We start from the raw sequence: 12,615 nt of genomic DNA, 5'->3' as shown, positions 1-12,615 counted from the left end.
GTATCGTGGCAAGGGCAGGACATCACCAATATCGGCGCGCACCGCATCGCGCGAAAGCGGCTGGTGCGGACGTTTCAGCAGGCGATGTCTTTCCCGGGCCTGACCGTCGACGAGAATGTCCGCATCGCCTGGGAGCAGGGCAGGAGGGGCGGCAGCCGCTGGGCGTCGCCCGCGATGATCCTGGACTTCGTCGGCCTGGCGCCGCTCGGCAGGGCGATCGCCGGATCGCTGCCTTTCGGCAGCCTCAGGCGTCTGGGCCTGGCCGTCGCGCTCGGCGTCTCGCCCGAACTCCTGCTGCTCGACGAACCCGGCGCCGGGCTCAACGACAGCGAAGCCCAGGCCTTCGCGGCGGTCATCGCGCAACTGCCGCCCCAAGGCATCGGCGTCTGCCTCATCGACCACGACATGGACATGATGTCAGACCTATGCGATCGCCTTATCGTGCTCGACTTCGGCACCAAGATCGCGGAAGGCCCGCCGGCCGAGGTGCTCGCCGACCCCAAGGTGCGCGAGGTATATCTCGGTCCCGACAAGAAGGCGGTCGCATCATGAGCCTGCTCGTCGTCGAGCATGTCGATACCGGCTATGGGCCTGTCGCGGTCAATCGCGACGTCTCGCTTACGGTCGGGCAAAACGGGATAGTCACTATCCTCGGCCCCAACGGCGCCGGCAAGACGACCCTGCTGCGTTCCATCGCCGGTCTGGTGAAGCCGCGCCGCGGCACGGTGACCTTCGATGGCCGCGATGTCACCGCACTTCACGCTGATGAGAAGGCCACGCTCGGCGTCGTCATGGTGCCGGAAGGCCGACACGTGTTCGCCGATATGAGCGTGCGCGAGAACCTTTTGCTCGGCGCCTACTGCCGTAAGGACCGGGATGCGGTCGAGGCCGACATCGCCTTGATGGAGAACTATTTCACCATCCTCGCCAAGAAGCGCGGCGCCAAGGCGGGCACGCTCAGCGGCGGTCAGCAGCAGATGCTGGCGATCGCGCGCGGCCTCATGGCCAGACCGCGCATCCTGTTGCTCGACGAGCCGTCGCTCGGACTGTCGCCATTGCTGGTGTCCGAGTTACAGGGGATCATCGTTGACGTGCGCGAGAAATTCCGCGCGGCGGTGCTTTTGGTCGAGCAGAACGCCGGGCTGGCGCTTTCGGTGGCCGAGCAAGGCTATCTGATGAATTCGGGGCGCATCGTGGTGTCAGGCGGCATCGAGGAGTTGAAGCAGTCGTCGGTCATGCAGGAACTCTATCTCGGCAAGAGGGCACAAGCAAAAGGAGCCCTGTAAAACGACTCCGCCACAGCACCGGCTCGAACCACCCGCTAGCCACGTATCCACGATGTCAGGGTTTGAACTTCAGCCACCCCGGTTGCTGTGCGGCGAGGCAATTCGCTGCACTCGATTGAGAGTAGCTACCTTGCTGAGCTCTCGTGCTGGAAGAACTGCAGGAACAATTCGCGCTCGGTGGTGATGTCGAGCTTTTCATAGATGCGGCGGCGGTGGTTCTTCACCGTGCCGACGGTGATGCCGAGCCGCTCGGCGATGTTGGCTGTCGGATGGCCGGCCAGGATAAGCTGCACCAACTCGCGCTCGCGCAAGGAAAGTTCGGGCCATAGGCCCTCCGGTATTCTGGGCCTCTGCTGCGGTGAGGCGCCCGGGCCGCTCGGAGCCGAGGTGCGGGAAAATTCTGAGCCGCGCGCCTTGATGTCCAGCGCATGCAGCGCCTCGAACACCGGCAGCCGTTCGGTGAGCAGCGCGATCTCGCTGTCCCTGAAGGACACGGTCGAGCGATCAAGGAAGATGCCGAGGCACCAGTCACCGCCGTCGGAAAGCATGATGCCAACCTCGTCGCAGATCTCCGACTGCGCGAGGAAGCCGGCTATGTACTGGCCGCGCTTCGCTTCCTCGTCGGCCAGTCCCTTGAGCGGGATGATGCCTAGCCGGCGCTGGCTGCGCCATGAGGCGTAGAAAGGGTCGAAGACGTAATAACTGTCGAGATAGCGCCGCACCATCTCATCGGAGAAGCGCCGGTGCTTGACGAATTCCGGGGTCCTGGTCGCCGAATAGCGCGTCACCGTCACCAGATCATGCGCGATGTCGGCGCCGATCAGGTCGATCAGGCAGTCGACATGCCGGTCGGTGCCGGTGGCGGCGATCGCCCTGGCCAGCGGCGCCCAGATGTTGCCCATGCGCATGCCCTTTTCTCGGCGAACCGCGCCGCCCGGTCATTGTGTCTTTAGGCATATGGCGCGATCCGGCTCCGGGAATCTAGCCTGTGGTCATTCTCGGCAAGGGAAAGCGACCGTGGACCAGATCACCACCAATCCAATCGTCATTGGGATCGACGCCGGCGGCACCATGACCGATACGATCCTTGTCGATCAGGACGGTCACTTCAAGATCGGCAAGTCGGCGACCACGCCGAGGAACGAGGCCGAGGGCTTCCTCGCCTCGGCAGAGGACGCGGCCGATGCCTGGGGCATCTCGCTGCAGGACCTGTTTTCGGGCGTCAACGTGGTGCTCTACTCCGGCACCGGCATGCTCAACACGCTGTTGTCGCGCACCGGCCGCAAGCTCGGGCTGATCACCACCAAGGGCCTCGAGGACATGATCCTGATGGGCCGCGGCCTGCAGGCCTGGGCGGATTATTCCTATGCCGACCGCCTGCATGCGGTCACCCATCACCATCCCGATCCGCTGGTGCCGCGCCGCCGCACCCACGGCGTGACAGAGCGCATCGACCAGTTCGGCGATATCATCCTGCCGCTCTACGAACACGAAGTGCACGCGGCGGCCAGGAAGCTGATCGCTGACAAGGTCGAGGCGATCTGCATCATGACTGTTTTCTCCCACGTCAATCCGGCGCATGAGAAACGCATCGCCGAGATATGTCGCGAGGAGATCGCCGCCGCCGGCGCCGACATCCTCGTCTACACCAGCCATGAGGTGCGTCCGGTCATCCGCGAGCAGTCGCGGCTGAACTCGGTGCTGATCGAGGCCTACGCCACCTCGCGCGGCCGCAAGCAGTTGAAGGGCATCGAGGACGTCTCAAAGAAATACGGCTTCAAATATGGCGTGCAGACGCTGCTCTCCTTCGGCGGCCTGACCTCCATCGACCATCCGCGCCTGCACGAGACGATGATCTCCGGGCCGATCGGCGGCATCCTGGGCGCGGCCTATGTCGGCAAGCTGATCGGCAACGACTCGCTGATCTGCTCGGACATGGGCGGCACGTCCTTCGACATGGGCGTCATCACCCGTGGCCAGACGCGGATCGAGAACGAGCCGCTGATGGACCGCTTCAAGCTCAACGTGCCGACGCTGCATCTCGACACGATCGGCGCCGGCGCCGGCATGATCCTGAAGGTCGACCCGCTGACCAGGAAGGTTTCGCTCGGACCGGAAAGCGCCGGGTCCGATCCCGGCCCGATCTGCTTCGCCAAGGGCGGCACCGAGCCGACCATCGCCGATTGCGATGCCATCCTCGGCCGTTTGAACCCGCATTACTTCCTCGGCGGCAAGGTCGTGCTTCAGGTCGAGAAGGCGCGCAAAGCCTTCGAGGAGAAATGCGCCCGGGTGCTCGGCGTCGGCGTCGAGGAAGCCGCCGAAGGCATGATCGACATGCTGGAGGCCGACGCCAACAACGCTTTGCGTCGCGTCATCTCCGGACAGGGCATTCACCCATCTGAATTCACGCTCCTCTCCTACGGTGGCTCCGGACCGCTGCATTTGGCCGGCTGCTCCAGGGGCATCGGCTTCAAGGACATCATCACCTTCCAGTTCGCCGCAGCCTTCTCAGCCTTTGGCTGCACCACCGCCGACTTCATGCGCCGGCATTCGGTGTCGACGCAGATCGATATTGGCGCGCGCGCCAGCGACGACGAATTGCAGGCCTTCGGCGCAAAGGTCACTTCCGTCTGGGATGACCTGACCAAGGCCGCGGTCGACGAGATGGTTGCCGACGGCCATGCGCTCCCAAAGATCAAGACCGTGCCGTTCCTGATGATGCGCTACACCGGCCAGCTCGAGGACGTCGAGGTGGTGGCGCCACTTTCGGCGGTCGGTTCGGCCGACGATATGCGCGAGGTCATCGCCGAGTTCGAGGCGGTCTACGCCAAGGTCAACCACCGCGTCTCGCGCTATGGCGAAGCCGGTTTCTCGATCACCGAGCTAGGGCTGATCGCTACCGCCGACAAGGTCAAGCCGATGCTGGTCAAGCGACCGCTCGGCAAATCCGACCCGGCGTCGGCCCATAAGGGCGTGCGCGAGGCCTATATCGGCGGTCGCTGGCACAAGGCCGATCTCTACGAGATGGATTTGCTGCAGCCCGGGCATGAGGTCACCGGCCCGGCGATCATCGAACACCCGGCGACCACGCTGGTCGTCCATCCGCAGGATCGCGTCCATGTCGATGAATGGACGCTGCTTCACTACACCCACGCTTGAGAAGGGCGAACGCCATGCTGGACAAACCCGCCTCTGCGCTCCGCATCCGCGAAAGGCTGCTCGAATCCGAACGGCTGATGGAAGAGACCGGCTGCTATGACGGCATCACCGAGCTCAAGCTGCGCAACCAGGACCCGCTGAAGTTCGAGACGCTGCACACCAAGCTGCGCGCCTATTGCGTGTCGGCGCGCGAGATGGCGCGTCGCATCTCCGCCTCGCCCGGCGTGCGCGAGGTCGGCGAGATGGTCGTCGCCATCTACACGTCGGAAGGCGACGCCATCGCGCTCTCCAACGGCATCATGGTGCATGTGCACACGATGAGCCGCTTCATCAAATGGATGATCCGCAACGGCTACGAGGAGAACCCGCAGATACGCGACGGCGACATCTTCGCCAACAACGACGCTTTCATCGGCACCGTGCAGGTGCCGGACGTGATGGACGTGGTGCCGATCTTCCACTCCGGCAAGCTGGTTGGCTGGGCGGGCGCCGTCTGCCACGAGTTGGAGGCCGGCGGCATCACGCCGGGCGGTGACGTGGCGCTGGCGCAGGAGCGCTTCACCGAAGGCCTGTTCGTCTGCGCCGAGAAGGTCGGCGAGAATAACGAGCTCAGGCGCGACTACGTCATCCGCTGCGAGCGCAATCTCCGCATGCCGATCTACTGGGTGCTGGATGAGAAGGCCAAGGTCGCCTCCTGCATCGACATGCGCGAAAGCGTCAAGGCGCTGATCGACGAGATCGGCCTCGACTACTGGATGCAGGTGTCGAAGGAGTTCATCGAGGAGGGCCGCCGAGCTCAGCTCGCCCGCACGCGCCAGCTCACCGTGCCCGGCATCTATCGCGGCCACACCTTCTACGGCCACGTCACCAAGGGCAAGCCGGGCTATCAGCCGCTCGGCGATCCCGACTGGCTCTACAACATCCCGATCGAGATGGAGATCACCACCGACGGCAAGATCGTCATGGACTTCGAGGGCACGCAGCCCTGGGGCTACCATTCGATGAACTGCACGCCGGCCGGCATGGATGGCGGCATGTTCGTGACGCTGACCCAGCACATGAATTTCGAGGGCCTGGTCAATGATGGCGCCTGGATGGCCACCGAGCTGAAGCTGCCGCACGGCACCTGGACCAATCCTGACAACGAGATGGTTGCGACGGCCACCTCCTGGGCGCTGCTTCTGCCGGCCTATGGCGTGTTCCAGCGGCTCTTGTCGCGCTCCTTTATCGCGCGCGGCTTTGTTGAGGAGGCCTTTGTCGGCCAGGTCAACAGCCCGATGATCGAGATGGGCGGCACCAGTCAGTACGGCACGCCCTTCGGCATGGCGCATTTCGAATGCGCCGCCGCCGGCTCCGGCGCGTTGGCCATCAAGGATGGGCTCGACACCGCCTATGTCGGCTGGAATCCGGAATCCGACATGGGCAACATCGAGATATGGGAGCAGAACATGCCGATGCTCTATATCGGCAGGTCGATCGTTCCCAACTCCGGCGGCGCAGGCAAATATCGCGGCGGCTGCTCGTTCCTGTCGACCTGGCTGGTCTCGAAGACCGATCATCTGCGGCTGGTGACGTCCGAACATTCCTCGCGGGTGTTCGACAATGGCGGTCTCTGCGGCGGCTATCCCGCGCCGACCTGCCAGAAGCATCGCGCGGTGCGCCACTCGAACATCTTCGAGCTGGCAGAGAATGGCGCGCCGCTGGCGCATCATACTGGCACCAATCCGTATCGTTCGGAGCTGGAAGTTCGGCTGGAAGGCGAGCATGTGACGATGGAGGGTCCATATATCACCGCGCCGCATAAGACCGGCGATGTCTTCACCCATTCCTACAATGGCGGCGGCGGTTACGGCGACGTGCTGGAGCGCGATCCGGTGAAAACCGCCTGGGATGTCGAGAATGGTTTCCTCACCAAGGAAGCCGCCGAAGGCATCTTCGGCATCGTGCTCGACGAGGACGAGGAAGGTTTTCCGGTCGCCAATCTGGACGCCACCAAACGCCATCGCGCCGAGATGCGGGCAAAGCGGCTGGCGCGTGCAAAACCGGTTTCGGAGTGGATTGCCAAGGAGCGCGAACGCGTGAAGACGTCCGATTTCGCGCCTGAGGTGAAGAAGATGTATGCCAGAGCGATCAAGCTTTCTGCGCGCTTCGCCAGGGATTTTTCGACTTTCTGGGATGTCGACGCCAAATCGACCCTCGGCGTGGAGTAAGAGACCATGACCTCATACAGCAAGGAAGTCATCGCCGATCTGGTTTCCGGCACGCTGCCCTGGCCGCAGACGCGCCGCATCATGAGCGCCTACAAGGATGACGACCGCTTCTTCAAATATGTCGCGGTCCTGCAGGAACGTGTCGGCTGGAAGGATCCGATCCTGCTCCCCGTCGGCGACCATCTCTTCATCTGCCAGAGCGGCGACGAGCGGGTGACGAAATGCGAATGCGGCCACTCCTTCGGTGACTATCGCAAGAACTGGAAGCTGAAGGCGGCGATCATCGTGCGAGACACAGAGGAATCGCTGCGCGAGATCTATCCCAACAGCGACCTGCCGGATCCGGACTGGATGGAAATCCGCGAATTCATCTGCCCGCAATGCGGCACACTGCACGAGGTCGAGTCGGCCGCCCCCGGCTACCCCATCGTGCATGATTTCGAGCCCGATCTGGAAGGTTTCTACCGCGATTGGCTGGGCAGGCCGTTGGAGCCGTTGAACAAGGGAGGCTGATGCCGCAATGGGCCGCGTGGCAGGCAAGGTGGCGTTCGTTACCGGGGCCGGTCTCGGCCTCGGACGGGCGTCGTCGCTCTTGCTGGCATCGGAAGGCGCCAGGCTGGTCGTCAGCGACATCGACGAGGCCCTCGCCGGCGATACGGCGGCGGAGATCGCCAAGGCTGGCGGCGAGGCGTTGGCGCTGCGCCACGATGTCTCGAAGCCTGAGGATTGGTCGTCCGTCATGGCGGCGATCGAGCAGCGCTTCGGGCGGCTCGACGTGCTGGTCAACAATGCCGGCATTGCGATTGCCAAAAACATCGAAGACACCTCTATAACCGAATGGCGGCGCACCATGGCGGTCAATCTCGACGGCGTCTTCCTCGGCTGCCAGGCAGGCATCAAGCTGATGAAGAAATCCGGCGGCGGCTCGATCGTCAACCTGTCCTCGATCGACGGCATCATCGGCGAGGCCGATCTTGCCGCCTATTGCGCCTCCAAGGGCGGCGTGCGCACGCTGACCAAAGCGGTCGCCGTGCATTGCGCCGAGCAGCGCTACGGCATCCGCTGCAACTCCATCCATCCCGGCTATGTCTGGACGCCGCAGACCGAGAATTATCTGCGCGACCTGGGAAAACTCGAGCAGGAGAAGGCCAAGGCGCTTTCCCGTCACCCGATTGGCTTCCTCGGCGAGCCCAACGACATCGCTTACATGGTCCTCTATCTCGCCTCAGATGAATCCAAATTCGTCACCGGTTCCGAAATGGTCGTCGATGGAGGCTATCTTGCAGTGTGAACACGGAGACCGCTTGCGATGACCAACCTCACCGGCCGCAGCGCCATCGTCACCGGCGGCTTTTCCGGCATGGGCTTTGCGATAGCGACGGCGCTTGCCGAGGCCGGCGCCAATATCGCGGTCGGCTCCTATGTTGCGCCGCCACAGGCCGGCAGGACGGACGCGGCCTATTATCCCGGCGCGGAGGAGATCGAGCGCGTCCGCGCGGCACTCGGGGCGCACGGCACCAAGGTCCATGCAGCGCATCTCGACGTCCGCGACAGCGCGCTCACCAACCTCTTCTTTGCCGAAGCCCAGGCGGACGTCGGTCCCGCCGACATCCTCGTCAACGCCGCCGGCACGACCGCCGAGCAGCCCGTCTGCGGCCATTCCGACGAGCTCTGGGACAAGATCGTCGACACCAATCTCACCGGCGCCTTCCGCACGACGCGCGCCGTGCTGCCCGGCATGATCGAGCGCGGCTGGGGCCGCATCGTCAACATCGGCTCGACCGCGGCGTCCGTCGGCTGGAAGGACAATCCTGCCTATTGCGCTTCCAAGGCCGGCCTGCTCGGCCTGACCCGTTGTGTTGCGCTGGAAGGTGCTGCGCACGGCGTCACTTGCGTCATGATCAGCCCGACCTGGGTAGAGACCGAGCTGATGCGCCGCAACGTCGCGCAAGTGGTGGCGCGCGAGGGCAACGGCCGCAGCGTCGAGGAGGCGATGGACGAATTCCGGAAAGGCAATCCCCAAGGGCGCATGCTGCAGCCTGAAGAGATCGCGGCGCTTGCCGTCTTCCTCTGTTCGGATATCGCCAAGGGGATCACCATGGAAAATATCCAGATCACCGGCGGAGCTTTATGGTGACGTCCAATCCGGCAAGGAGCGTTTTCAACCGCTCGCTGCCGGCGAGGGGGTCGACAGGGATGTCACGCCGCCTGCGGCTGAAGCCGCTTCAGCTTCGACACCATACCCGCGCCAAGCATCTTTTCCGAATATTCGACGAGCAGCGCTCTCGCCTCCAGATGCGAGATGTCGTCGTCGGAATGGCCGCGCCGCAGCCAGAAGCCGTCCAGCATGGCGGCGAAGCCGCGCACGAAATGGTCGATCTCCTCTCTCGACCACAGCGGCGAAAGCGCCGAGCCGATGTTCGACCGCAGCCGCTTGTAGAACAGCTCCTGCAGCCGGGCATAGCGCGGATTGTGCGCGGCTTCCGCGTAGAAGGAAATCCAGGCGTTGGCCGTGCTGCGCTCGAATTTCTCCGCCGGAAAATTGCCGTCGACGATGGCCGTCAAGCGATCCCAACGGGTCTCGGCCTGGCGCAGATTGACCACCACCGCGTCCATCAGGACACGGTTGGCGTACCGCACCATCTCGAACAGTACCTGGTCCTTGTTCTTGAAATAATAGGTCAGGATGCCCTGCGACATGCCGGCCTCATGGCAGATGCGGGTCGTCGTCAGGCCCTTGAGTCCGTCGCGCAGGAAGATGCGGTGCGCCGCCTCGATCAGCTCGACCCGCCTGATGTCCTCGATGCGGGTGCGTTGTTTTTTCGTCCTGGTCGCCATGGGTTTCGTATATCCGACGAGATTTTTGTACGCTCTAACAAATTTTTGTATTGTCATATGATTTTGACAGGCCTAGGCTGCGAAGGCAAGCAGATGCCGGACGGACTATCGATGACGTCGCACACACAAACGATGCGGGCCGCGGTCCTAGGCAGCTATGGCGAGCCGCTCGAGGTCACCAGCGTGCCGCGTCCCGTCGCCGGCCCCGGTCAGATATTGGTACGGCTTCAGGCTTGCGGCGTCTGCCATACCGACGTGCATATCTGGCGCGGCGAGAGCATTCCGCTGCACGCGCCTTCCCCCTTCGTCATGGGTCATGAGGGCATCGGCCGCGTCGAGGCGATCGGCGAGGACGTCGGCGGCTGGTCGCTCGGCGATCGTGCAGGTGTGCCCTGGATCCACGACACCTGCCGCCGTTGCGATGAATGCCTGGACGGCTACGAGTCCTTTTGCCAGCATCATCGCGCGCATGGCTTGAACGTGCCCGGCGCCTTTGCCGAATATGTCGTCTGCGACGCGAGCTTCGCGGTGGCGCTTCCCGAAGCCATCGATCCGGTGACCACCGCGCCGGTGATGTGTGCCGGCGTCACCGCTTACGGCGCTGTGAAACGGGCGGGGCTGAAAGCTGGCGAAAAATGCATCGTCTTTGGCTGCGGCGGCCTCGGCCTCTATGCCGTGCAGATTGCCGGCCGGCTCGGCGTCAGCGTGTTCGCGGTTGATCGCGATCCGGCGAAGCTGGAGATCGCTCGCCGCTACGGTGCCGTGGAAACCGAAATCGCCGACAGCGGCCTGCCCTCGCGGCTGGCGGCGAAGAGTGAAAAATATCACGCCTGCATCAACTTCGCGCCGACCACCGCCACCTGGGACGCCATGGTCGCGGGCATCCGGCCGCGCGGCAGGATCATCGCCGCAGCCATGGTCTTCCAGCCGGTGCCGCTCATCCAGGAATGGCTGACGGCCACCGGCGTCCTCATCACCGGCACCAGCGTCGGCACAAGGCAGGAGATGCGCGAGCTGGTCGCCATGCACGCGGATAAGCCGCTTGAAACGACGGTCGAGGTCATCGCGCTGGAAGACGTGTCGGCAGGACTTGTCGCTCTCGAACGGGGCCAGTCGAAAGGGAGGTACGTCATCAGCTTTGCGCGATAACGGAATTCTCCGCGGCCAGGGGAGTGGCGCGGAAAGAGGCTAGCGGCAGCCTCGCCATCAAGGATGAAACTCGAACCACAACATCCAGACAGGGGAACGATCATGCCGAATAGAATTAACAGACTGAGAAATGCAGGAATTGGCCTGGCTCTGGCGTTTGCCGCCACGACGCCCGGCCTCAGCGCCGAGCTCGGCGCCAAGGAGGAGCCGATCAAGCTTGCGATGCTGGAATGGACCGGCGCGCATGTCTCCACCCACATTGCCGGACAGCTCTTGGAGAAGCTCGGCTACAAGGTCGAATACGTCACCGCCGGCAACTTCCCGCAGTTTTCCGGTCTCGCCGACGGCTCGCTCAGCGCCTCGGTCGAAGTGTGGATGAACAATGTCGGCGACATCTATCCGAAGACGCTCGCCGCCAAGCAGATCGAGGATATCGGCAAGCTCGACCTGAAGACGCGTGAGGGCTGGATCTACCCCAAATTTATGGAGACGATTTGCCCCGGCCTGCCCGACTGGACGGCGCTCAACAAGCCGGATTGCATCAAGGTGCTGTCGACGCCGGAAACCGCGCCCAATGCGCGCTTCCTCGACTATCCGGCCGACTGGGGCTCGCGGGCCGCCACGATCCTTGCCGACAACAACATGCAGTACACCGCCGTTCCCTCCGGTTCCGAGGGCGCGCTCGTGGCCGAGCTCGAAGCCGCTGAGGCGGCCAAGACGCCGCTGGTGATGATGTTCTGGGGGCCGCATTATGCGCTGGCCGAAAACGACGTCGGCTGGGTCACCATGCCGCCCTGCAAGGAGCAGACCAACGAGCACTGCATCACCCCGCCGGATGTCGACAAGATCGTCTGGTCGGGCTTCGGCGCCAAATGGCCGGCCGCCTATGCCTTCCTCAAGGCATTCAAGATGGACGCCAGCGAGCAGGAGAAGATGATGCTTGCCGTCGACAAGAAAGGCGAGGACCTCGACGCCGTGGTCAAGGCTTGGATCGACAAGAACGAGGCAGTGTGGAAGCCTTGGGTCGACGGCGCCAAGGGCTGATCGACCTGATGCCTCGATAAGGCTGAAAGGCAATCGATGCCCGGCTTCCGCGGCGCGCGGAGCCGGGCAAGCAAGTCGCATGGATAGCTCCGATGACCCCCGCCTCACGTCCGATAAAGCTTGCCTGCCGCAATGTCTGGAAGGTCTATGGCCGGCGTCCGGACTATTATTTCGACTCGCGCGGCTATGTGATCGACCCCGATGCGCTGGCCGAGCGTCTGCGCGCCGAGGCGCATCTGCCGGCCGTGGTCGATGCCAGCTTCGAGGTGGCGACCGGCGAGATCTTCGTCATCATGGGCCTGTCCGGCTCCGGCAAGTCGACCCTGGTGCGGTGTCTGTCGCGCCTGGTCGAGCCGAGCGCCGGCGAGATCCTGCTCGACGGCAGGAACCTGCTCGCCGCCAGTGGCAAGGAGCTCACCGAGCTGCGCCGCCACGCCATGGGCATGGTGTTCCAGAATTTTGGCCTGCTGCCGCATCTGAGCGTGTTGGACAATGTCGCCTTCCCGCTGAAGATCCAGGGCAAGCCGGCGAAGGAGCGCGAGGCCCGCGCCCGCGAAATGATCGCGCTGGTCGGGCTCGAAGGCCGCGAGACGTCCTTCCCGCACCAGCTTTCCGGCGGTCAGCAGCAGCGCGTCGGCATCGCCCGCTCGCTCGCGGTGGGGCCGGAGCTGTGGTTCCTCGACGAGCCGTTCTCGGCGCTCGATCCGCTGATCCGCAAGCAGATGCAGGACGAGTTCCTGCGCCTGCAGCGCATGCTGAAGAAGACCATCATCTTCATCACCCACGATATCGCCGAGGCCTTCCGCCTGGCCGACCGGCTGGCGATCATGCGGGCGGGCAAGATCGTGCAGATCGGCCGCCCGGCCGACATCGTGCTCAACCCTGCCGACGACTATGTCGCGCAGTTCACCGAGGACATGCCGCTGCTG

At 63.9% G+C, this 12,615-nt stretch carries 12 protein-coding genes; 10 read left to right on the top strand and 2 right to left on the bottom strand.

Annotation, left to right across the window (positions count from 1 at the left end; genetic code table 11):
• Positions 1-552: ATP-binding cassette domain-containing protein (locus EOA27_RS05410; RefSeq protein ID WP_127255685.1), on the top strand; the 552-nt coding region annotated here is incomplete at its 5' end.
• Positions 549-1,286: an ABC transporter ATP-binding protein gene (locus EOA27_RS05405; protein ID WP_126078831.1), complete on the top strand. Its 738-nt coding sequence runs from the start codon at positions 549-551 to the stop codon at positions 1,284-1,286. The genes EOA27_RS05410 and EOA27_RS05405, both read left to right, overlap by 4 nt.
• Positions 1,287-1,411: 125 nt before the next feature.
• Here the strand turns inward: EOA27_RS05405 and EOA27_RS05400 are convergent, their stop codons facing one another.
• Positions 1,412-2,194 carry a helix-turn-helix transcriptional regulator gene (locus EOA27_RS05400; protein ID WP_126078830.1) on the bottom strand — a complete coding sequence of 261 codons (783 nt, stop codon included), beginning with the start codon at positions 2,192-2,194 and terminating at the stop codon, positions 1,412-1,414.
• A 109-nt stretch (positions 2,195-2,303) separates the two neighbouring features.
• Here EOA27_RS05400 and EOA27_RS05395 point away from each other — a divergent pair, with 109 nt between their 5' ends.
• Genes EOA27_RS05395 through EOA27_RS05375 form a run of 5 tightly spaced genes read left to right on the top strand, consistent with a single transcriptional unit; the run spans position 2,304 to position 8,792 of the window.
• Complete coding sequence (locus tag EOA27_RS05395) at positions 2,304-4,445, top strand: hydantoinase/oxoprolinase family protein (protein WP_127255683.1); 2,142 nt, start codon at positions 2,304-2,306, stop codon at positions 4,443-4,445.
• A gap of 14 nt (positions 4,446-4,459) precedes the next feature.
• On the top strand, positions 4,460-6,655 hold the full coding sequence (locus EOA27_RS05390) for a hydantoinase B/oxoprolinase family protein (RefSeq protein WP_126078828.1): 2,196 nt from the start codon (positions 4,460-4,462) through the stop codon (positions 6,653-6,655).
• 6 nt (positions 6,656-6,661) lie between these two features.
• Positions 6,662-7,168: an acetone carboxylase subunit gamma gene (locus EOA27_RS05385; RefSeq protein WP_126078827.1), complete on the top strand. Its 507-nt coding sequence runs from the start codon at positions 6,662-6,664 to the stop codon at positions 7,166-7,168.
• Between the two features lie 7 nt (positions 7,169-7,175).
• Positions 7,176-7,946, top strand: coding sequence for a glucose 1-dehydrogenase (locus tag EOA27_RS05380; protein WP_126078826.1), 771 nt, complete (start codon positions 7,176-7,178; stop codon positions 7,944-7,946).
• Positions 7,947-7,964: 18 nt separating this feature from the next.
• Complete coding sequence (locus tag EOA27_RS05375; protein WP_126078825.1) at positions 7,965-8,792, top strand: SDR family NAD(P)-dependent oxidoreductase; 828 nt, start codon at positions 7,965-7,967, stop codon at positions 8,790-8,792.
• Between the two features lie 62 nt (positions 8,793-8,854).
• Here the strand turns inward: EOA27_RS05375 and betI are convergent, their stop codons facing one another.
• Entirely contained in the window at positions 8,855-9,493 is a 639-nt protein-coding gene (betI, locus tag EOA27_RS05370; RefSeq protein WP_126078824.1) for a transcriptional regulator BetI, read from the bottom strand.
• A 93-nt stretch (positions 9,494-9,586) separates the two neighbouring features.
• Between betI and EOA27_RS05365 the strand changes: the two genes are divergently transcribed.
• The 3 genes from EOA27_RS05365 to EOA27_RS05355 form a co-directional block, all read left to right on the top strand.
• Positions 9,587-10,642, top strand: a complete 1,056-nt coding sequence (locus EOA27_RS05365) for an alcohol dehydrogenase catalytic domain-containing protein (RefSeq protein ID WP_189561964.1) — start codon at positions 9,587-9,589, stop codon at positions 10,640-10,642.
• 102 nt (positions 10,643-10,744) lie between these two features.
• Positions 10,745-11,686, top strand: coding sequence for an ABC transporter substrate-binding protein (locus EOA27_RS05360; RefSeq protein ID WP_126078822.1), 942 nt, complete (start codon positions 10,745-10,747; stop codon positions 11,684-11,686).
• Between the two features lie 92 nt (positions 11,687-11,778).
• On the top strand, positions 11,779-12,615 hold an 837-nt coding region (locus EOA27_RS05355), incomplete at its 3' end, for a betaine/proline/choline family ABC transporter ATP-binding protein (protein ID WP_127255677.1).

Origin of the sequence: Mesorhizobium sp. M2A.F.Ca.ET.037.01.1.1 (assembly GCF_003998075.1) — a bacterium.
In the GTDB taxonomy this organism is placed as follows: domain Bacteria; phylum Pseudomonadota; class Alphaproteobacteria; order Rhizobiales; family Rhizobiaceae; genus Mesorhizobium.
This window is presented reverse-complemented; position numbering and strand designations above follow the sequence as displayed.